This window comes from Pseudomonas sp. Pmew2, from assembly GCF_058129885.1.
Genome location: NZ_CM176702.1, coordinates 927652 through 946403 on the forward strand (window position 1 = coordinate 927652; position 18752 = coordinate 946403).

At 59.6% G+C, this 18752-nt stretch carries 19 protein-coding genes and 1 pseudogene; 9 read left to right on the forward strand and 11 right to left on the reverse strand.

Annotated features, from left to right (window positions below):
- Positions 1-818: 818 nt before the first annotated feature.
- Positions 819-2170 (reverse strand): IS3 family transposase gene (locus tag AC4ANK_RS04150; RefSeq protein WP_095077641.1). Its coding sequence is split into 2 segments (ribosomal slippage): positions 819-1711 and positions 1711-2170, totalling 1353 coding nucleotides; the frame shifts between segments, so codons are not numbered across the junction.
- Between the two features lie 185 nt (positions 2171-2355).
- Between AC4ANK_RS04150 and AC4ANK_RS04155 the strand changes: the two genes are divergently transcribed.
- A complete protein-coding gene (locus tag AC4ANK_RS04155) occupies positions 2356-3105 on the forward strand; it encodes an IS5 family transposase (RefSeq protein WP_460382697.1) in 750 nt (249 codons plus the stop codon).
- 14 nt (positions 3106-3119) lie between these two features.
- Here AC4ANK_RS04155 and exaC read toward each other — a convergent pair.
- A pseudogene (gene exaC, locus AC4ANK_RS04160) lies at positions 3120-4644 on the reverse strand (acetaldehyde dehydrogenase ExaC).
- A 225-nt stretch (positions 4645-4869) separates the two neighbouring features.
- Between exaC and mpl the strand changes: the two are divergent.
- Genes mpl through AC4ANK_RS04175 form a run of 3 tightly spaced genes read left to right on the forward strand, consistent with a single transcriptional unit; the run spans position 4870 to position 7122 of the window.
- The gene (mpl, locus tag AC4ANK_RS04165; protein WP_002555553.1) at positions 4870-6219 is read left to right on the forward strand and encodes a UDP-N-acetylmuramate:L-alanyl-gamma-D-glutamyl-meso-diaminopimelate ligase; all 1350 of its coding nucleotides are present in this window, start codon (positions 4870-4872) and stop codon (positions 6217-6219) included.
- On the forward strand, positions 6216-6845 hold the full coding sequence (gene ubiX, locus AC4ANK_RS04170; RefSeq protein ID WP_002555552.1) for a flavin prenyltransferase UbiX: 630 nt from the start codon (positions 6216-6218) through the stop codon (positions 6843-6845). Before mpl ends, ubiX begins: the two co-directional genes overlap by 4 nt.
- A complete protein-coding gene (locus AC4ANK_RS04175; protein ID WP_002555551.1) occupies positions 6838-7122 on the forward strand; it encodes a YceK/YidQ family lipoprotein in 285 nt (94 codons plus the stop codon). Before ubiX ends, AC4ANK_RS04175 begins: the two co-directional genes overlap by 8 nt.
- A 143-nt stretch (positions 7123-7265) precedes the next feature.
- Here AC4ANK_RS04175 and AC4ANK_RS04180 read toward each other — a convergent pair whose 3' ends face one another.
- The 3 genes from AC4ANK_RS04180 to AC4ANK_RS04190 form a co-directional block, all read right to left on the reverse strand.
- Positions 7266-7907 (reverse strand): oxidoreductase, encoded by a 642-nt coding sequence (locus AC4ANK_RS04180; RefSeq protein WP_031595959.1) that lies wholly within the window; start codon positions 7905-7907, stop codon positions 7266-7268.
- A 28-nt stretch (positions 7908-7935) separates the two neighbouring features.
- Positions 7936-9663 (reverse strand): C13 family peptidase, encoded by a 1728-nt coding sequence (locus tag AC4ANK_RS04185; protein ID WP_002555549.1) that lies wholly within the window; start codon positions 9661-9663, stop codon positions 7936-7938.
- Between the two features lie 140 nt (positions 9664-9803).
- Positions 9804-10259, reverse strand: a complete 456-nt coding sequence (locus AC4ANK_RS04190) for a MaoC family dehydratase (RefSeq protein ID WP_002555548.1) — start codon at positions 10257-10259, stop codon at positions 9804-9806.
- Between the two features lie 205 nt (positions 10260-10464).
- Here AC4ANK_RS04190 and AC4ANK_RS04195 point away from each other — a divergent pair, with 205 nt between their 5' ends.
- The 3 genes from AC4ANK_RS04195 to AC4ANK_RS04205 are packed head-to-tail and all read left to right on the forward strand — an operon-like array spanning position 10465 to position 12144.
- Positions 10465-10827, forward strand: a complete 363-nt coding sequence (locus AC4ANK_RS04195) for a CidA/LrgA family protein (RefSeq protein WP_002555547.1) — start codon at positions 10465-10467, stop codon at positions 10825-10827.
- Entirely contained in the window at positions 10824-11540 is a 717-nt protein-coding gene (locus AC4ANK_RS04200; RefSeq protein ID WP_002555546.1) for an LrgB family protein, read from the forward strand. The genes AC4ANK_RS04195 and AC4ANK_RS04200 overlap by 4 nt, the downstream gene beginning before the upstream one ends.
- Positions 11541-11553: 13 nt before the next feature.
- Positions 11554-12144, forward strand: coding sequence for an LON peptidase substrate-binding domain-containing protein (locus AC4ANK_RS04205; protein WP_002555545.1), 591 nt, complete (start codon positions 11554-11556; stop codon positions 12142-12144).
- A 41-nt stretch (positions 12145-12185) separates the two neighbouring features.
- Here the strand turns inward: AC4ANK_RS04205 and AC4ANK_RS04210 are convergent, their stop codons facing one another.
- The 6 genes from AC4ANK_RS04210 to AC4ANK_RS04235 all read right to left on the reverse strand — a co-directional run bounded on the left by AC4ANK_RS04210 (position 12186) and on the right by AC4ANK_RS04235 (position 16844).
- Positions 12186-12752, reverse strand: coding sequence for a DUF4136 domain-containing protein (locus AC4ANK_RS04210; RefSeq protein WP_002555544.1), 567 nt, complete (start codon positions 12750-12752; stop codon positions 12186-12188).
- 18 nt (positions 12753-12770) lie between these two features.
- A complete protein-coding gene (locus AC4ANK_RS04215; RefSeq protein WP_002555543.1) occupies positions 12771-13409 on the reverse strand; it encodes a DUF4136 domain-containing protein in 639 nt (212 codons plus the stop codon).
- 19 nt (positions 13410-13428) lie between these two features.
- Positions 13429-14178: a methyltransferase domain-containing protein gene (locus tag AC4ANK_RS04220; RefSeq protein ID WP_002555542.1), complete on the reverse strand. Its 750-nt coding sequence runs from the start codon at positions 14176-14178 to the stop codon at positions 13429-13431.
- Positions 14175-14480 (reverse strand): MazG-like family protein, encoded by a 306-nt coding sequence (locus AC4ANK_RS04225; protein WP_002555541.1) that lies wholly within the window; start codon positions 14478-14480, stop codon positions 14175-14177. The genes AC4ANK_RS04220 and AC4ANK_RS04225 overlap by 4 nt, the downstream gene beginning before the upstream one ends.
- Positions 14481-14600: 120 nt before the next feature.
- On the reverse strand, positions 14601-15458 hold the full coding sequence (locus tag AC4ANK_RS04230) for a MaoC family dehydratase (protein WP_002555540.1): 858 nt from the start codon (positions 15456-15458) through the stop codon (positions 14601-14603).
- Positions 15459-15488: 30 nt separating this feature from the next.
- On the reverse strand, positions 15489-16844 hold the full coding sequence (locus AC4ANK_RS04235; protein WP_002555539.1) for a 3-oxoacyl-ACP reductase: 1356 nt from the start codon (positions 16842-16844) through the stop codon (positions 15489-15491).
- Positions 16845-16952: 108 nt separating this feature from the next.
- On the opposite strand from AC4ANK_RS04235, the gene AC4ANK_RS04240 reads away from it, so the two are divergent.
- Together AC4ANK_RS04240 and AC4ANK_RS04245 are read left to right on the forward strand one after the other, a co-directional pair.
- Positions 16953-18230 carry an acetyl-CoA C-acetyltransferase gene (locus AC4ANK_RS04240; RefSeq protein ID WP_031595955.1) on the forward strand — a complete coding sequence of 426 codons (1278 nt, stop codon included), beginning with the start codon at positions 16953-16955 and terminating at the stop codon, positions 18228-18230.
- Positions 18231-18466: 236 nt separating this feature from the next.
- Complete coding sequence (locus AC4ANK_RS04245) at positions 18467-18745, forward strand: hypothetical protein (RefSeq protein WP_002555537.1); 279 nt, start codon at positions 18467-18469, stop codon at positions 18743-18745.
- Positions 18746-18752: the final 7 nt, after the last annotated feature.

An 18752-nucleotide genomic window follows, 5' to 3' on the forward strand; every position in this document is an offset into this window, starting at 1 on the left:
GACGCTCTGCGTCACAAGCTCGTGCTGCCAGCGCGCATTCAGGATTGGACGCAGAGCGTCCAGAAAGGCATTCCCACGCGGAGCATGGGAACGATGAGCATTTTGAGACGACTATCGTGCCGATGCTCCGCGTCGGCATGCAGTTCGTGACGCTTTGCGTCACAAGCTCGTGCTGCCAGCGCGCATTCAGGATTGGACGCAGAGCGTCCAGAAAGGCATTCCCACGCGGAGCATGGGAACGATGAACATTTTGAGACGACTATCGTGCCGATGCTCCGCGTCGGCATGCAGTTCGTGACGCCCTGCGTCACAAGCTCGTGCTGCCAGCGCGCATTCAGGATTGGACGCAGAGCGTCCAGAAAGGCATTCCCACGCGGAGCATGGGAACGATGAACATTTTTAGACGACTATCGTGCCGATGCTCCGCGTCGGCATGCAGTTCGTGACGCTCTGCGTCACAAGCTCGTGCTGACACCGCGCATTTGAGATCGGACGCAGAGCGTCCAGAAAGGCATTCCCACGCGGAGCATGGGAACGATGAACATTTTTAGACGACTATCGTGCCGATGCTCCGCGTCGGCATGCAGTTCGTGACGCTTTGCGTTACAAGCTCGTACTGACCCCGCGCATTCAGGATCGGACGCGGAGCGTCCAGAACGGCGTTACCACGCTGGAGCGTGGTAACGATGAACATCCTGAGGCGACTATCGTGCCGATGCTCCGCGTCGGCATGCAGTTCGTGACGCCCTGCGTCACAAGCTCGTGCTGCCAGCGCGCATTCAGGATTGGATGAACTGCCCCCCAAAAGTTGGACGGTTTTAGCTTGCCGCCTGAGCCCTGTATTTTACGGGGCTTTGGCCGTTGAGCTTCAGCTTGATGCGGTCATGGTTGTAGTAGTGGATGTACTCATCCAGACCTGCTTTCAACTCATCGATGCTTTCAAACTGTTTCAGGTAGAAAAACTCGGATTTCAGTGTACCGAAAAAGCTTTCCATTGCCGCATTGTCCAGGCAGTTGCCCTTACGGGACATGCTTTGTTTGACGCCTCGTACCGATAGCTTATGGCGATACTGCGCGTGTTGATACTGCCAGCCCTGGTCCGAGTGCATCACAAGCTTCGGCTCGTCCTGCAACTGCTGAAGCGCCTTGTCCAGCATGCTGGTGACCAGCTCAAAGCTCGGCCTTGTCGACACTTCATACGCCACGATTTCACCGTTGTACAAGTCCATCACGGGTGAGAGATACAGCTTTCGATTGCCTACCTTGAACTCAGTCACATCGGTCACCCACTTCTGGTTCGGGCGTTGCGCGCTGAAATTGCGCTCCAGCAAATTCGGCGCAATGGTTCCGATTACGCCCTTATAGGAGCGGTATTTTTTGGGGCGCACCACTGATCGCAGGCCCAGTTCTGCCATCAGTCGTTCTACAACCTTCTTGTTGACCAAAATACCTGCAGTGCGAATGACCGCCGTGATACGCCGAGCGCCATAAAGGCCTTTCTCCTCGTGGTAAATGCTTTCGACTAACTGTTTCAAAGCAGCATAGGGATCGGGTCTGGATTGCACCTGAACCTGATAGTAAAACGTGCTGCGTGCCAAGCCCGCCAGCCTCAGCAGAGCGCAAAGCGGGAACCGGCCCCTCAGTTGCTTGATGCTCAGGGCTTTTTCGGTTGCCGTCGTTTCTGCTCCTTCAGCTCTTCCAACTTTTTTAGGTAAGCGTTCTCCATGCGCAGATATTCAAGCTCGCTCATCAACTGGTCGCGCGTCTTCTGCGTATCGTCGGCGGTTACTGGTTTGGCGGGATAAGGCTTCTTTGGCATGGCGACAGGCTTTCTTCTGGCAGGAACATACGGGGCTGTACCGCTACTGTAATGCCGCTTTTCCCAAATGACTATTTGGCCGGGATCCCCGATACCAAAATGCGCAGCGGCCTGACGGAGCGATAGCTTGTGTTCACGCCTGTGCTCAAGCACTGAGCGCTTGAAAGCTTCGCTGTATCGAAGACCAGGCTTGCGATGGCCGGTGTGACCATGACTCTTGTAGTTAGCGACCCAGCGTCGAAGCAGGCTGAAATCGATCGAGAACTGGCGGGCTACCATACGAAAGCCCATGTTGTCTTCAAGATACGCTTTGACGACAGTGAGCTTGAACTGCTCTGAATACTTACCCATTTGAACACCCCCGTGAGGTCGGATTGGTGTCCAACTTCTTGGGGGCAGTTCAGCTGGAGCGTGGTAACGATCGTCGGACAATCAACTGGCCTAGGGTCTGTTCCCGTTTCGACGTAACCCATTGATCTCTATGAGAACAGGCCCGTATTGTTGGAGTTCTCACACAACACCAATACGAGCCTGCAATGCCCCGATTAATGCTCAGTGATGAGCACTGGCCGAAGCTTCGAGAAATTTTGCTGCACGAATCGATCTACAACAAGCGAGATTTGCGCACCACGGTTGAAGGCATGCTGTACCGCATGCGTGTGGGTTGCCCTTGGCGAGACCTGCCGAAAGCGTTTGGAAACTGGAGCAAGGTCTACAAGCGGTTCAATGCCTGGTCTGCTTCAGGCAAGTGGGTCAAGGTGCTTGAGGTGCTGATGACCGATCCTGACATGGAGTGGGTTTTCATTGATGGCAGCTATGTAAAGGCTCATCAGCACAGTGCAGGTGCTGCCAGCACGCAGGACCAGGCCATCGGAAAAAGCCGAGCCGGTAACACCAGCAAGATTCACCTGGCTGTAGACGCTTGTGGGCTGCCCATTGCATTTGACGTGACCGGAGGCCAGACCAATGATTGTTCGCAGGCGGCCTCGTTGATTGCCAAGATGCCCAATGCAGAAGTGATCATTGCGGACAAGGGCTACGACACTGAAGCGATACGCGCTCAGGTCGAGCAGCAAGGCAGCAAAGTGGTGATTCCACGAAAGCGCAATTCTCTGAAAGGGAACGCAGATCTGGACAAAGGGTTATATCGCAATCGACATCTCGTAGAAAACGCCTTTGCCCGGTTGAAGCATTTCCGGGCGGCGGCTTCTCGGTTCGACAAACTCAAGAGAAACTATGAAAGCGTCATAGCAATGGCCTGCGCTTTTCTGTGGCTGCCAATGTGAAACGGGAACAGACCCTAGAAAAAACCCAACGGGTTGGTGTCGTAGCTCACCAGCAGGTTTTTGGTCTGTTGATAGTGCTCAAGCGCGATTTTGTGGGTTTCGCGGCCGACGCCGGACTTCTTGTAGCCACCGAATGCGGCGTGGGCCGGGTACAGGTGGTAGCAGTTGGTCCAGACTCGCCCGGCCTTGATCGCCCGGCCCACGCGGTAGGCGCGGTTGATGTCGCGGGTCCACAAGCCTGCGCCCAGACCGAACTCGGTGTCGTTGGCGATGGCCACAGCTTCTGCTTCGTCCTTGAAGGTGGTGACGCTGACCACCGGGCCGAAGATTTCTTCCTGGAACACACGCATCTTGTTGTTGCCTTTGAGCAGCGTCGGCTGGATGTAGTAGCCAGTGGACAGGCTGCCCTCAAGCTTCTCGACCTTGCCGCCGGTCAGCAGCTCGGCGCCTTCGCCCTTGGCGATGTCCAGATACGAAAGAATCTTGTCGAATTGTTGCTCGGATGCCTGAGCGCCGACCATGGTGTCGGTGTCCAGCGGGTCGCCGCGCTTGATCTTCTCGACCTTGCGCATCACCGCTTCCATGAACTGCGGATAGATCGACTCCTGCACCAGCGCGCGGGACGGGCAGGTGCAGACTTCGCCCTGATTGAAGAACGCCAGCACCAGGCCTTCGGCGGCCTTGTCGATGAACTCCGGCTCGGCGCTCATGATGTCTTCGAAGAAGATGTTCGGCGACTTGCCGCCCAGTTCCACGGTGGACGGGATGATGTTGTCCGCCGCCAGTTTCATGATGTGCGAGCCGACCGGTGTCGAGCCGGTAAAGGCGATTTTGGCGATGCGTTTGCTGCTGGCCAGCGCTTCACCCGCTTCGCGGCCATAACCCTGCACGATGTTCAGCACGCCGGGAGGCAGCAGGTCGCCGATCAGTTCGATCAGCACGCTGATGCCCAGCGGCGTCTGCTCGGCAGGTTTGAGCACGATGCAATTACCGGCAGCCAGCGCAGGGGCGAGTTTCCAGGCGGCCATCAGGAGCGGGAAGTTCCACGGGATGATCTGCCCGACCACGCCCAGCGGCTCATGAATGTGATAGGCCACGGTATTGCCGTCGATTTCGGCGGCGCTGCCTTCCTGCGCACGCAGCACGCCGGCGAAGTAGCGGAAATGGTCGGCGGCCAGCGGAATATCGGCGTTGAGGGTTTCGCGGATTGCCTTGCCGTTATCCCAGGTTTCGGTGATGGCCAGGACTTCCAGATTGGCTTCGATGCGATCGGCAATCTTCAGCAGGACCAGCGAGCGTGCCTGCACCGAGGTCGAGCCCCAGGCCGCAGCGGCAGCGTGCGCAGCGTCGAGGGCCTTGTCGATGTCTTCGGCGGTGGAGCGCGGAAACTCTGCAATGGCCTTGCCGGTGACCGGCGAGGTGTTGGTGAAATACTGGCCTTTCACCGGTGCGACGAACTCGCCGCCGATCGATATAGTTACCGTAGCGTTCCTTGAAATTGACGATAGCGCCTTCGGTACCGGGATGAGCGTAACGCATGATATGTCTCCTGGTTCTTGTTGTGAGGGAGTCTGTGTCGATTCTGCTTTCGGGCATATGGCAATAAGCGTTCAAGAATAGGCCAATTGCATCCGGCCGTGGTTAGGACTTTAGGCTTATCTGCCGGTCATTGAAATGGCCTGTGCAGGCAATGCAGCGGACAAACTCAGGGTGCCATTTCACCGTCCCTACGTTAACCTGCGCAGATGTTCTGAGAGGTTGGTCATGCATATTCATATCCTTGGTATCTGCGGCACGTTCATGGGTTCTCTGGCGGTGCTCGCCAAAGAGTCGGGGCACCGGGTCACCGGCTCCGACGCCAACGTCTATCCGCCGATGAGCACCCAACTGCAAGCCCAGGGCATCGAGCTGACCCAGGGTTACGATTCTGCGCAACTGGACCCCGCACCTGATCTGGTTGTGATCGGCAATGCGCTGTCGCGTGGCAACCCGGCGGTTGAATATGTCCTGAATAAAGGTTTGCCGTATGTGTCCGGCCCGCAATGGCTGGCCGACCATGTGCTGCAAGACCGCTGGGTATTGGCGGTGGCCGGTACGCACGGCAAGACCACCACCAGCAGCATGCTGGCCTGGGTGCTGGAACATGCCGGCATGAGCCCCGGCTTCCTGATCGGTGGCATCCCGCAGAACTTCGCCGTGTCGGCGCGTCTGGGTGACACACCGTTCTTCGTAGTCGAGGCCGATGAATACGACAGTGCGTTTTTCGACAAGCGCTCCAAGTTCGTTCATTACCGCCCGCGCACTGCGATCCTCAATAACCTTGAGTTCGATCATGCCGACATCTTCCCGGATCTGCCCGCTATCGAACGCCAGTTTCACCATCTGGTGCGTACCATTCCGAGTGAAGGCCTGGTGATCCATCCGACCACCGAGCCTGCGTTGTCGCGGGTCATCGAAATGGGATGCTGGACGCCGGTGCAAACCACTGGCGAAGGCGGTCAGTGGCAGGCTCGACTGTTGAGTGAAGACGGTTCGCGTTTTGAAGTGTTGTTCGAAGGCCAGCTTCAAGGTTGCGTCGAGTGGGACATGACCGGTCAGCACAACGTGGCCAATGCCCTGGCAACGCTGGCGGCTGCTCGCCACGTGGGCGTTGTGCCTTCGCTGGGCGTGCAGGCACTCAGCGCCTTCAAGAGCGTCAAGCGGCGCATGGAAAAGGTCGCCGAAGTGCGCGGCATCACTATTTATGATGACTTCGCTCACCACCCGACGGCCATTGCCACCACGCTGGATGGCCTGCGCAAGAAAATCGGTGATGCGCCGATCATTGCCGTCATCGAACCGCGTTCCAATTCCATGAAGCTTGGCGCGCACCGCGATGGTCTGCCGGAAAGCGTGAGTCAGGCAGATCAGGTGGTCTGGTATGCCCCGCCCAATCTTGGCTGGGACCTGGCGGCTACGGTCGCAGGAGGCAGCGTACCCTCGACGGTATGTGATTCGCTTGAAGCAATCATCGCGCGAGTCCATAGCCAGGCGCGGCCCGGCACGCATATCGTCATCATGAGCAACGGCGGCTTTGGCGGCCTGCACGGCAAACTGGCCGAGGCGCTGAAATGAGCGGTCCGGAGCGCGTTACGGTTGCGATGACCGGCGCTTCTGGCGCGCAATATGGCCTGCGCTTGCTGGATTGTCTGGTGCGTGAGGACCGGGAGGTGCACTTCCTGATTTCCAAGGCCGCGCAGTTGGTAATGGCCACCGAGACCGACGTACGCCTGCCACCCAAACCGATGATGATGCAGGCGTTTCTGACGGAATACACCGGCGCGTCTGCCGGGCAGATTCGCGTTTATGGTCGTGACGACTGGATGTCGCCAGTGGCGTCAGGTTCTGGTTCGCCCAGCGCAATGGTGGTGGTGCCATGCTCCACCGGTTCGCTGTCGGCAATTGCTACCGGGGCCTGCAACAATTTGATCGAACGCGCTGCCGACGTCACGCTCAAGGAGCGTCGCCAGTTGATTCTGGTGCCCCGCGAGGCTCCGTTTTCCAGTATTCATCTGGAGAACATGCTCAAGCTGTCGAACATGGGTGCGGTGATTCTGCCCGCATCTCCGGGCTTTTATCATCAGCCGCAGACCATCGACGACCTGGTGGACTTTGTCGTCGCGCGGATTCTCAATCTGCTGAATATTCCTCAGGACATGCTGCCGCGTTGGGGCGAGCACCACATTGGCGGCGATGAATAAGCTGATATTGATATCACTTGCGCTGGCACTGACCGGCTGCGCCACCGCGCGCACGCTCGATGCGGCCAAACCCGGCGCGCCGGTGGTGTATGCAGGCACGCGGTTGAATATGTATGCGCTGCAGGGTGGTTGCTGTGCGGCTGACCGTTTCGGTGCCGAAGCACCGAGCTATCCGGGCCTGGACCTGCCGGGCAGCGCGCTGCTCGACACCTTGTTGCTGCCGCTGTCATTGCTGACGGCAGCGGGACTAGGGGTTCAGGCTACGGGCGGGCTTTAGGGTTACCGGTGCAACACCTGCGCTATCAGGTAATGCTCCCTTGGGTGACGCAGAGCGTCACGAATTGCATTCCCACGCGGAGCATGGGAACGATCATGCGATGGGCTAGGAAACGATCATCGTCCGGCCGCAGCGACCGTCATCTACTTGCCCAGCTTGCGCAGTTCATCCGACTCGACGATACGCTCGCCATTCTGTTCTTCCAGCGCCAGGCGCCACATGGCGCGGGCCAGCTGGCAGGCTTCGATAGCGCCATACTTACCGGGGATCAGTTTGGCGATGGGGGCTGCCAGTTGCTCGACCCAGCGGGTTTCGGTGCGGCTGCCTACCAGCAATGAAGGGCGGGCGATGGTCAGTTGCGGCCAGTCCTGCGCGCGCAATGCCTGTTCCGTCTCGCCTTTGATACGGTTGTAGAAGGTGCTGGACTTGGGGTCTGCACCAATCGCACTGATTACCAGCAAGTGGCGCGCGCCCAGCTCACGCGCTCGTTTGGCGAACGCTGTGACCAGGTCCAGATCAACCGCCTTGAACGCATCCTGTGAGCCCGCTTGCTTGATCGTGGTGCCCAGGCAGCAGAACGCGATATCCACACGGCCAGCCAATGTTGGCAGCAGAGTGGTCAGCTCGCCGACCGGGTTTTCAAGGTGCGGGTGTTCTGCCAAGGGCCTGCGCGTTGGTGCCAGCACGCGGCTGACTGTCGGTTCGTTGAGCAGGCGGTCAAGCAAGTGCTCGCCCGTCAGGCCGGTGGCCCCTGCAAGCAGGATGTGTTGCGGCGTCAGATACATAACTGTTCTCCCTTCATACACTGATAGCCTAGTGGCTAGTCGAGGTCTTCGCTTCCGTGCGGTTCAACGCCGTATTCAAAGCGCGTTCGGCCTGGCTTTTGCGCAACTGCTGCCAGCGCGCCAGAACTCCTTTCGGTGCCCATATCTGCGGTTCGGAGGCGTCGAAATTGTCTTCGCTCTCTCGTTGGGCAACATAGGCTTTTGCTTCGTTGAAAGCGTGTTGCAGGTCATCGGTTTCGACCAGTGCCCTGGCGAATAGTGCATCGCCAAAGTAAGTGAAATCAGCCTCTTCCGAGCAGCCGAACGACACCCGGTCGGCGCGTGAGGCGGTCATGATCAACGTGCGTTCATCTTTCAGGTCTGGAATGAAACCACCGGAATAACAGGCCGAAATCACCACGATCTTGTCACGATTCTTTAGTGGCGCAAGGGCCGCGGCGAGGGCATCGGCGGGCAGGTCGGCCAGCGACAGACGCGGCTGGTCCAGCACCAGCTCATGGTCCTGGGTGCCGTGGCTGGTCAGGTAAATGAAGATCAGGTCTTCCGGGCCGGTACGTTGCGCGAGTGTCTGGGCTGCGCGGGAGATGGTCTCGCGGGTTGCCATTGGCCGGTCATCCATGTGGTCGCGATGATTGACCAGACTGACCTGCCCGACGGCTCCAAAACGCGACTTCAGCAGGTTGCTGACATAGTCTGCCTCGCGCATGAACACGCTCTGCTTGCCGTCGCCGCCCACGACCAGAGTGTAAAGCTCGGTGGCGGGCGTTGACGCAGGGACTGCGGCCAGCGCTTTTTCCAGCAGGGTGCCTTGTACCAGCAGCCCTGCTTCAAGTGCGTCGGGCAGCAGTTTGCCTTTGGCGTCGCGCACCCGTTGGCCATTGGCCCAGATACCGCGCTGCTCCTTGCCGTCCGGGGAGATCAGCACGCCATCGCCCTGATAGGTGTCATCGGCGAACTGGCCGACATAGCGGCTGCCGTCGGCCAGTTGCAGCTGGCCTTGCCCCATGAAGCGCCAGTTGTCGAAGTCGCCTTGATAACGGCTGCCGTCAGCACCGATCAATTCGCCTTTGCCGGTCAGCGCGCCTTCCTTGAAATCACCGCTCCAGACGTCGCCGTCGCTATTTTCATAGCGACCTTTGCCGTCGAGCTGGCTGTTGCGAAAGTTGCCGACGTATTGATCGCCATCAGCGCTGGTGAAGCTGCCGGTGCCCTGCAATTGACCGTCGACAAAATTACCGCTGTATTGATTGCCACTGGCGTCACTGCGCGAACCTTCGCCGTTGGCCTTGCCATTGGCGAACATGCCCTGGTGCTGGCTGCCGTCTTCAAGCTCCAGACGTCCGGGGCCGTCGTACAGGCCTGCCTTGAACTGACCGCGATAAAGCACGCCCTTGTCTTTCTGAGTGCCTTCGCCGTCGCGCAGCCCGAGCTTGAAGTTACCGACATAACTCGCGCCATTGCGAGTCGTTAATCTGCCCTGACCGTTGAACAGGCCTTGCTCGAAACCACCCTTGTAGACGTCGCCGTTGCTGGCGTGCCATTCACCCTGGCCTTGGCGCAGGCCGTTTTCGAACTGGCCTGAGTACCAGCTGCCGTTGGGGTAGTCGATACGGCCCTGGCCCTGCAATACGCCGTTGACCAGATCGCCGCGATAGCGCCCGCCGTCGGAGAGGCGGCCGTCGGGCGGCAAAATTGATTCGCCATCACCGCAGCCTGCGATCAAGAGTGTCAAAGCCAATGGAGCGAGCGCGCGCATGTGAGATCCCGGAAGAATGATTCAGGGGCGGGCCCGGCTCTGCTTGAGCAGATGTTATGGGGCACGACCGCAGGGGAGTATGCCGCAGCGAGTAAGCGGGATGAAACAGTCTGTTACGACTGTTTCATGTTTTAAACGTGTTACACGAAACACAGGGTTAAAGGTTCGGCCACAAAAGCGGGTTTTTCCTGACCTTCGATCTCCAGCGTGGCGATTGCCTTGAGCAGCCATTGACCGGGTTTTTTCTCGGTCACTTCAGTCAACTGGACCTTGAGACGCACGCGAGAGTTGACCAGCACAGGCTGAACGAAGCGCACGCTGTCCATCCCGTAGTTGACCGCCATCTTCAAGCCTTCGGGCAGCACCATGATGCCCTCCATCAGCTTGGGGATCAGTGATAACGACAGGAAACCATGCGCAATAGTCGCGCCGAACGGGGTCTGCGCCGCTTTGACCGGGTCGACATGAATGAACTGGAAATCCCCTGTGGCTTCGGCGAACAGGTTGATGCGCTCCTGGTCGATGGTCAGCCAGTCTGAACATTCTGCATCCTTGCCAATGTAATGCTTGAGCTCTGTGACGGGTACAGAAGGCATGCCGCTCTCCTTGTCTGATGTGGTTTTGTGTCGAGGTGCCACCGCCCGCATCAGCTAACGCCTGCGGGCGAATCACAAGATCAGCAGAGTGTTGCCGGTTGGTCAAGCAACTGCCTCAATACGAATACCCGCTCATGACCTGCAACGCAGCGTGTTTATAATGACGCCGATAATTTGCTGGATTCGTTTATTTGCCGGGGTCCTCATGTTGTTACGGGGTTTGACATGGCTGGTGCTGTTCCAATTGTTGGGAACCGCGCTGAACCATCTGTTTCTATCGATATTGCCGGGGCCGATCATCGGTCTTGTGCTGTTGATGGCCTATCTGGTGCTGCGCGGTGAAGTGAGCGAGCCGATCAGCATGGCCGCCAGCAGTCTGCTGCGTTATCTGCCGCTGCTGCTGGTACCGCCTGCCGTTGGCGTTATGGTGTATGCGTCGGCCATCGCCAAGGACTTCTGGGCGATCTTCGGTACGCTGACCCTGTCGTTGATGATTTCCGTGACCTTTGTCGGCTGGCTGATGCAGACACTCATCAGGCGCCAGGCCCGACGCCAGGAGGGGTCATGAATATGGACTGGCACGGTGCATGGCTGTCGGTGATTCACCATCCGCTTTTTGGCATCGCGATCACCCTGGGTGCCTATCAACTGGCGATGGCTGTGTACGAGCGAACCCGTTGGCTGTTTCTGCAGCCGGTGCTGGTCTCGATGGTGGTGGTAATCAGTGTTGTGCTGTTCTGCGATCTTGAATACACCGAGTACCGCAAGAGCACTGAAATTCTCAGCACGCTGCTGGGGCCTGCGACCGTGGCGCTGGCGGTGCCGCTTTACCTGAATATGCGCCGAATCCGGCAGCTGTTCTGGCCTGTCTTGACTACGCTGGTAGTCGGCGGGGTTTTTGCCACCGGGTTGTGTGTCGGGTTCGGGGTGCTGTTCGGTGCCGACCATATGATTCTGATGACCATGGCACCCAAGTCGGTCACCTCGCCCATCGCCATGCTGGTTGCCGAGCAGATCGGCGGCGTCGCAGCCCTGGCGGCGGTTTTTGTGTTGATTACTGGCGTATTCGGTGCCATTTTCGGCCCCGGTCTGCTGTCGCTGGCCGGGGTTGATAACCCTGCGGCTCGCGGCATGGCACTGGGTCTTACCGCTCATGCGGTGGGGACTTCCGTGGCATTGCAGGAGGGAGAGGAATCGGGGGCTTTTGCTGCGTTGGCAATGAGTCTGATGGGCGTTGCGACGGCACTGTTCCTGCCGCTGGCAATGTCGCTGGCCATTTAAAGGAGGCTTTTCCATGACGTTGCCATTGTTTCCGTTGAACGCTGTGCTGTTTCCAGGTTGCGTGCTTGATCTGCAGTTGTTTGAAGCGCGCTATCTGGACATGATCGGCCGCTGCATGAAGCAGGGTGAAGGGTTTGGTGTGGTGTGCATCACCGAAGGAAGTGAGGTGGGCACCGTGCCGGGCGGCTACTCGCCGATTGGCTGCGAAGCACTGGTCACGGATTTCCAGCAGCAGGACAACGGCTTGCTGGGCATCCGTGTCGTCGGTGGGCGGCGCTTCCGGGTGGTCGCCGCTGAAGTTCAGCGCGATCAACTGCTGATGGCCGAGGTTGAATGGCTGCAAGAGCCAGTGGAGCGTCCGTTGCAGGAAGAAGACGCCGACCTCGTTGCACTGCTGGAAGCGCTGGCCGAGCACCCGATGGTGGCGTCCTTGAACATGGGCGTGTCGGCCGGTGGGCAGTATTCATTGTCCAACCAGCTTGCCTATCTGCTGCCGTTCACCGAAAAGGACAAGGTGGAGCTTCTGGAAATCGACGACCCCGAAGAACGCCTCGACGCGATTCAGGAGCTACTCGATGAAATGCAGGGCGATCTGCAGGCCTGAGCCTCGATCGCGCTGCTCATTGCGCAACACGTCAGGCGAGGTTAGCGCGGCGGATATTGCTCCAGAATTTTTGCCACCGTGGTGCGGATGGCCTGCTCCCGTTCAGCCGGGTTGCCAGCGTTGTCGTTAAGGATGCGCTCGGTGCTGCCGCGCCAGACCAGTTTGCCGTCCTTACCGTCGAACATATCAATCTGCAAGGTGCCGACCTTGTAGTCCACGCTGCGGGTTTCGGTGTTCATCGGCCCGTTCCAGTAGCCATAACCACCCCAGGGATTCCAGCCCCCGCCATAGTTGGTGCTGACCGTCTGCTGACGGTTTTCGACAATCAGCCAGGCCTGCACTTTCAAATCCGGCCGGGCACCGGCTGTTGCCATGCGCAGACCGCGCTGGTCCAGCTGTTCGCCGATCGATTGGCGAAGACGCTGCTCGGTCAGGTCGCTCTTGAGCCGCGGATCATTGTCAGGCTGATACTGAACGGCGGGCTCCTTCCAGCTCCAGCTGCGATAGCCGCCGAAATCCCGCTGGGCATCGAAGTCGCGATTGATCGAGTTGCTCTGACAGGCCGTCAGCAGCACGGCACAGGTCAGCAGAACGATACGGCGAAACATGGCAGTTCTCCGAAAGGGTTAAGAAGGCGGGTAGGCCGCCAGAGCCTGTTGCACGGCCTGGCGCAACGCACTGCTGCGGTCGGCCAGATTATTGCTGGCGCGCGCATCGGCGCTGGCGCTCCATACCGGCTGGTTGCTGCGCGCGTCGATCAGGTTGATCTGCACCACCATGACCTTTTCCTGATAGGTGCGTACCACCGGCACGCTGGCGTAGCCGCCGTAACCGGGCCGGTAGCCATCGTAGCGGCCATAGCCCATGCCGCCCCCATAGTAGGGATCGTAATCTTCACGCACCTGACGCAGCCGGGTTTCCTGGCGGGTCGTGGCAGTGACGTACAAGTCTGCCGGCTGATTGCCGCGAGCCGGTCGCAAACCACGCTGGTCCAGACCGTTGCTCACGGCTTCGACCACCTGCGCCGAATCCACCCACGCCGTACCGGGCGGCAGCTGGCCGTTTAGCCAGCCCCAGGACCGATAACGCCCATAGTCCCGCGGCGGCGCAGGGTAGGCGCTCATGTCCAGCGTCCTTGCCGCCTGCGCAGGAGCGGGCGGCATGGGCAGAGAGCTGGCGACATACGGGTTGTCGCTCTGGCAGGCGCTGATCCCGAACAGACTGGTCCCCAGCAGCACGGCAAACAAGGCAGAACGGTGTTTCATGGTGGGCTCCGCAGTGATGTCAGACCGGACGGCACATCCAGTGAAGATATCGACCCAGCCCGGCAAAGGCTGGATGACGCCGATGCGCCAGTTCCATTTCCAGCAGATCCGTCAGCTCGGCCCGAGCCTGGAATTCAACCGGCATGTAATCGTGAAATACCCGCACCCCGCTACGGGTTTCGACTTGCCACAGGCCTTCAAGTTGCGTCGCCAGTTCCCGAGGGTCGAGCGGTTGTTGTGGCGTCAGGCTCTGCTTTTCCCCGGCCATGTCATTTTTGCGCATCTTGCGGAAATGACCTTTCAACAAGTTGCGATAGATCAGCGCATCACGGTTGTAAAAAGCCAGTGACAGCCAGCCATCGTCGCGGGTCAAGCGGCGCAGTACTGGAAGGATGGCGTGCGGCTCGGCCAGCCATTCCAGCACGGCGTGGCACAGCACCAGATCGTAAGTGTCGCTCAGTAAACCGGGCAGCGCCTGCCAAGGAGCCTTAATGAAGGACGCCGTCTGTCCGGCCTCGACAAAGCGCTGACGTGCGCCTTCGAGCATGGGTTCGGCGGGCTCGGCCAGGGTCACTTCATGTCCTTGTTCGGCCAGCCACAGTGACATGTGGCCCAGCCCCGCGCCGATATCCAGCACGCGAAGCGGTCGTGCGGGCAGCGTCTCGGTCAAATCGGCCTGCAGCACCGCCAGACGAATGGCTCCCTTGGCACCGCCGTAGATCTTTTCTGCAAAGCGGGTCGCCAGCTGGTCGAAATGCCGATCACTCACTTGGCAAATCTCCGCTCGCTGTCTGCCAGCTTGTTGCGCACCACGGTTTCCATGTCCAGCCCCAGCTCGCTGCACAGCAACAACAGATAAAGAACGATATCGCCGACTTCCTGACCGGCATGTTCCAGTTGGTCGGCAGGCAGCTCGCGGGACTGGTCTTCACGCAGCCACTGGAATATCTCCACCAGCTCGGCCATTTCCACGCTGGCAGCCATGGCCAGATTTTTCGGGCTGTGAAATTGCTTCCAGTCATTCTGGTCGCGGATGCGGTGCAGGCGTTGGGTCAACTCGTCGAGGTTCATCGTGCTCTCCTGAAGGTGCATAGCTTCAGGGGGAACGGGTCGCCAGGCAAGTGGGCGTTGCGGTTTGTTCAGCCATTGAAGGGAGCGGTGCTCCCGTCAGAGGGTTTTATCAGGGATGCATCACTCGGTTGCAGGCTGCCAGCTACCGATCATATGCACGATGCCCTCCTGGCCTTCGACACGGAACTGACCATGAGAGCCAGCGGCGCTGGCCGAGAGTGTGACGTCGGCGGGCAGGCGTACCGGCTTCTGGAACTGCACGCTGATCTCGACATTCGAGGCTGGCAAGTGCTCGCCAAGGGCCGCGAGCGTACGTGCCTTGAGCCACATGCCGTGGGCGATGGCGCGCGGTAAGCCGAACAGCTTGGCGCTGGGTGCGCTGAGGTGAATAGGGTTGTAGTCGCCCGATACTTTGGCGTAGTCACGACCGATTTGTGCCGACGCACGCCAGTTGTCCAGCTCGATCAAAGGCAGCGGCGCAAGCTCGGGATGCTCTACAGGCGCGTCTTCCAGATGCACGGCGGTGCACAGCATGGTGCTTTCTTCTTCCCAAAGCAGGCCCATGCCGTCCTCGGCCTGAGTCACCATGGTGAAGGTGGCGCCTTTGGCGTGCGGGCGCAGGTCGGTGGCCTGAACGCTGATATACAGCTGGCTTACGCCGCCGAGCGGGCGATGAGTGCGAATGCGATTGGCAAGGTGAATAAGCCCCAGCAACGGAAACGGGAATTCCTGAGAGGTCATCAGCTGCATTTGTAACGGAAAGGCCAGCACATGCGGATACGTCGGCGGCAGCAGGCTGCTTTCTTCGAATCCACAGACCTTGCGGTAGGCATCAAGCTTGTCGGTATCGACCGCGATCCAGCTTCGCAATCCCAGATCGGGTAACTGCGACCCTGTGACCTTGCGCCTGAGCGCTGCCTGGATGAACAGGTTGGACAGGGGCTGCAGAGAATTGAGGTAGCGCCAGTGAGCCGTCATCATCCATCTCCTTGAATTCGATGCTGGGGCTTATGCCCCGATCACGTTTTGACCACATACACGTAGAACCTGACCGCTCACCGCGCCGCTGCCCGGCTGGCTGAACCACGCCACAGCTTCAGCAACATCCTGTGGCGAACCGCCCTGACCGAGCGAACTCATGCGCCGTCCTGCCTCACGCAGGGTGAACGGCATGTGCGCGGTCATTTTCGTTTCGATGAAGCCTGGCGCGACGGCATTGATGCTGATGCCGCGCGACTTGAGCCCGGGAGCCATCGCCTTGGCAAAACCGATCAGACCGGCCTTACTGGTGGTGTAGTTGGTTTGCCCGCGATTACCGGCAATGCCGCTGATCGACGCCATGAGCACAATCCGCGCGTTATCCCTCAGCGCACCGGCGTCGAGAAGCACCTGAGTCAGCACTTGCGGAGCGTTGAGGTTGACCGCCAGTACCGAGTCCCAGAAGTCCTCCGGCATGTTGACCAGCGTCTTGTCACGCGTGATGCCAGCGTTATGCACCAGTATGTCGACGCCGTCCGGCAGGTGCTCAAGCAACTGGGCTGGAGCATCCGCCGCGCAGATGTCCAGCGCCAGTGCCTGGCCGCCGAGCCGTGAGGCCAGTGCTTCCAGTTCGTTTTTGGTCTGTGGCACGTCCAGCAGGATGACCTGCGCGCCATCACGGGTCAGGGTCTCGGCAATCGACGCACCGATACCGCGCGCCGCGCCCGTCACCACTGCCTTGCGTCCGGCCAGCGGGCGAGTCCAGTCCTGCACTTTGCCCGGACAGGCACTCAGGTGGACAAACTGACCGGAGATGAACGCAGCCTTGGGCGTCAGGAAGAAGCGCAAGGCGCCCTCCAGTTGATCCTGCGCGTCGTCATCCACTTGCAGCAGCTTGACCGTTGCGCCGTTGCGCACTTCCTTGGCCAGCGAGCGGCTGAAACCTACGATGGCCTGTTGAGTGCTGGCCGCCAGCGGATCAGCGAGTGTTTCGGGGGATTTGCCGAGGATGACCACATGTGCGCAGTGGTCAAGATTGCGCAGCAGCGGCTGAAAGAAGTCCCGCAACTGCCTGAGCTGCTCGGTGCGCAGGATCTGGCTGGCGTCGAACACCACCGCTTTCAGGCGAGGCCCCTGGTTGGACACCCAGGTGGTGGCGCCAGGCATGTCACTGCCGAAACTGTAAAGCGAGTCGGTCAGACGACTGGCGAACTGACGGACCTGATCACCCAGCGGCCCGGCACTGATCAGCAGTGTGCCTTCTACAGGACGAAGCCGGCCGGCCTGCCAGCGCTCCAGGTGCGTGGGGGCGGGCAGACCGACGGCATTCACCAGGCGCCGACCCATGTCGGAATTGGCGAAATCAATATAGCGATCTGACGGCATGGAACACTCTCCTGAAGTCGGGGTTCAAAGGAATGGACCACGGTGGCATGACGTTTGTTCTTGCGATCGACACGGCTCATCCATTCGCTTGAAGAAAGGGAGTTTTCCATGACGCATCCTCGTCGGGTCGCCATCGTTGGCGGTAACCGCATTCCGTTCGCCCGCTCCAATGGTCCTTACGCCACTGCCAGCAATCAGGACATGCTCACTGCCGCTCTGGAGGGGCTGATCGAGCGCTTCAATCTGCACGGGTTGCGCATGGGCGAGGTAGTGACAGGCGCGGTGCTCAAGCACTCCAGAGACTTCAACCTGACCCGCGAATGCGTGCTCGGCTCGCGACTGTCGGCGCAGACCCCGGCGTATGACATTCAGCAAGCCTGCGGCACGGGGCTGGAAGCCGCGTTGCTGGTGGCCAACAAAATCGCGCTGGGGCAGATCGAGTGCGGCATTGCCGGGGGCGTGGACACCACGTCGGATGCGCCGATAGGTGTCAATGAAGGGCTGCGCAAGATTCTGTTACAGGTTAACCGCAGCAAGACGCCGGGCGACAAGATCAAGGCCCTGATGCAGTTGCGTCCGCATCACCTCAAACCGGAGCTGCCCCGTAACGGCGAGCCACGTACGCGGTTGTCCATGGGCCAGCATTGTGAGCTGATGGCGCAGAACTGGGGCATAGAACGCGGGGCGCAGGATCAACTGGCGCTCGAGAGCCATCTGAAAATGGCCGCAGCCTACGCTGAGGGCTGGCAGGATGACTTGATAACGCCGTACCTTGGGCTGATCCGTGACAACAACCTGCGCCCGGACCTGACCCTCGAAAAGCTGGCTGGCCTCAAGCCCGCATTCGAGCGAAGTGCCAAGGGCACGCTGTCGGCCGGCAACTCGACGCCGCTGACCGACGGCGCGTCGGTGGTGTTGCTGGCCAGTGAAGAGTGGGCGCACGAGCGCGGCCTGCCGGTGCTGGCCTATTGGCGGGATGGCGAGGCCGCGGCGGTGGATTTCGTCAACGGCGCAGAAGGGCTGCTGATGGCCCCGGCCTACGCCGTTCCACGCCTGCTGGCGCGCAATGGCCTGACCCTTCAGGATTTTGATTACTACGAAATTCACGAAGCCTTCGCTGCACAGGTGCTGTGCACGCTCAAAGCCTGGGAGGACGCTGATTACTGCAAGATCCGTCTGGGACTGGACGCGCCATTGGGGGCTATTGACCGCAGCAAACTGAACGTCAAGGGCAGCTCGCTGGCAGCCGGGCATCCGTTTGCCGCAACCGGAGGCCGGATAGTCGCCAACCTGGCCAAACTGCTCGATGCAGCAGGCAGCGGGCGTGGATTGATTTCGATCTGCGCAGCTGGCGGGCAGGGTGTTACGGCGATTCTGGAGCGTTAGGCAAATACTGGGGGCATGGGCATAATCCACAGCGGAAAAGGACGGTACGTCTGAAGAGATATGACGCGGAGCGTCATGAACGGCATGCCGACGCGGAGCATTGGCACGATAAGGTTCTTCTGGACACCTCTCGTTCCTCACGCTCCAGCGTGGGAATGCATTTCGTGACGCTCCGCGTCACACCCGTGCGCGGGATGAACAGTCAGCATTATTGGCCTGTAACGTTGAGGTAAGGCATGGGGTTCATCATTTGGGTATCGGTACTTCTGATTCTGATCGGCACGGTGTTCTATCTGTTCGACAAAGGCGCGCGGACCCGCTGGCTGAGGCCCTATATCGGCCTGGCGCTGATTGGGTTGCTGATCGGCGGGATGGGCTTGCTGGTGGGGCTGGTTTCCGATGAAATCGAAAGTTATTTCCTGCTGGTTGCCAAATGGGTGATCGCTGTGACCGGTATCATGTTTTGCCTGCGGCTGATCATACTGATCGCCAGGCGCTTCATCGTCAGAAATTGAGCGTGCA

What these genes read in the sequence shown, in the direction of transcription:
- AC4ANK_RS04190 (WP_002555548.1), bottom strand. Translation starts at nt 10,259, where the DNA reads ATGCCTTCTGTACCCGTCACAGAGCTCAAGCATTACATTGGCAAGGAT.
- AC4ANK_RS04195 (WP_002555547.1), top strand. Translation starts at nt 10,465, where the DNA reads ATGTTGTTACGGGGTTTGACATGGCTGGTGCTGTTCCAATTGTTGGGA.
- AC4ANK_RS04235 (WP_002555539.1), bottom strand. Translation starts at nt 16,844, where the DNA reads ATGCCGTCAGATCGCTATATTGATTTCGCCAATTCCGACATGGGTCGG.
- AC4ANK_RS04200 (WP_002555546.1), top strand. Translation starts at nt 10,824, where the DNA reads ATGAATATGGACTGGCACGGTGCATGGCTGTCGGTGATTCACCATCCG.
- ubiX (WP_002555552.1), top strand. Translation starts at nt 6,216, where the DNA reads ATGAGCGGTCCGGAGCGCGTTACGGTTGCGATGACCGGCGCTTCTGGC.
- AC4ANK_RS04215 (WP_002555543.1), bottom strand. Translation starts at nt 13,409, where the DNA reads ATGAAACACCGTTCTGCCTTGTTTGCCGTGCTGCTGGGGACCAGTCTG.
- mpl (WP_002555553.1), top strand. Translation starts at nt 4,870, where the DNA reads ATGCATATTCATATCCTTGGTATCTGCGGCACGTTCATGGGTTCTCTG.
- AC4ANK_RS04230 (WP_002555540.1), bottom strand. Translation starts at nt 15,458, where the DNA reads ATGACGGCTCACTGGCGCTACCTCAATTCTCTGCAGCCCCTGTCCAAC.
- AC4ANK_RS04240 (WP_031595955.1), top strand. Translation starts at nt 16,953, where the DNA reads ATGACGCATCCTCGTCGGGTCGCCATCGTTGGCGGTAACCGCATTCCG.
- AC4ANK_RS04245 (WP_002555537.1), top strand. Translation starts at nt 18,467, where the DNA reads ATGGGGTTCATCATTTGGGTATCGGTACTTCTGATTCTGATCGGCACG.
- AC4ANK_RS04175 (WP_002555551.1), top strand. Translation starts at nt 6,838, where the DNA reads ATGAATAAGCTGATATTGATATCACTTGCGCTGGCACTGACCGGCTGC.
- AC4ANK_RS04155 (WP_460382697.1), top strand. Translation starts at nt 2,356, where the DNA reads ATGCCCCGATTAATGCTCAGTGATGAGCACTGGCCGAAGCTTCGAGAA.
- AC4ANK_RS04225 (WP_002555541.1), bottom strand. Translation starts at nt 14,480, where the DNA reads ATGAACCTCGACGAGTTGACCCAACGCCTGCACCGCATCCGCGACCAG.
- AC4ANK_RS04210 (WP_002555544.1), bottom strand. Translation starts at nt 12,752, where the DNA reads ATGTTTCGCCGTATCGTTCTGCTGACCTGTGCCGTGCTGCTGACGGCC.
- AC4ANK_RS04185 (WP_002555549.1), bottom strand. Translation starts at nt 9,663, where the DNA reads ATGCGCGCGCTCGCTCCATTGGCTTTGACACTCTTGATCGCAGGCTGC.
- AC4ANK_RS04180 (WP_031595959.1), bottom strand. Translation starts at nt 7,907, where the DNA reads ATGTATCTGACGCCGCAACACATCCTGCTTGCAGGGGCCACCGGCCTG.
- AC4ANK_RS04205 (WP_002555545.1), top strand. Translation starts at nt 11,554, where the DNA reads ATGACGTTGCCATTGTTTCCGTTGAACGCTGTGCTGTTTCCAGGTTGC.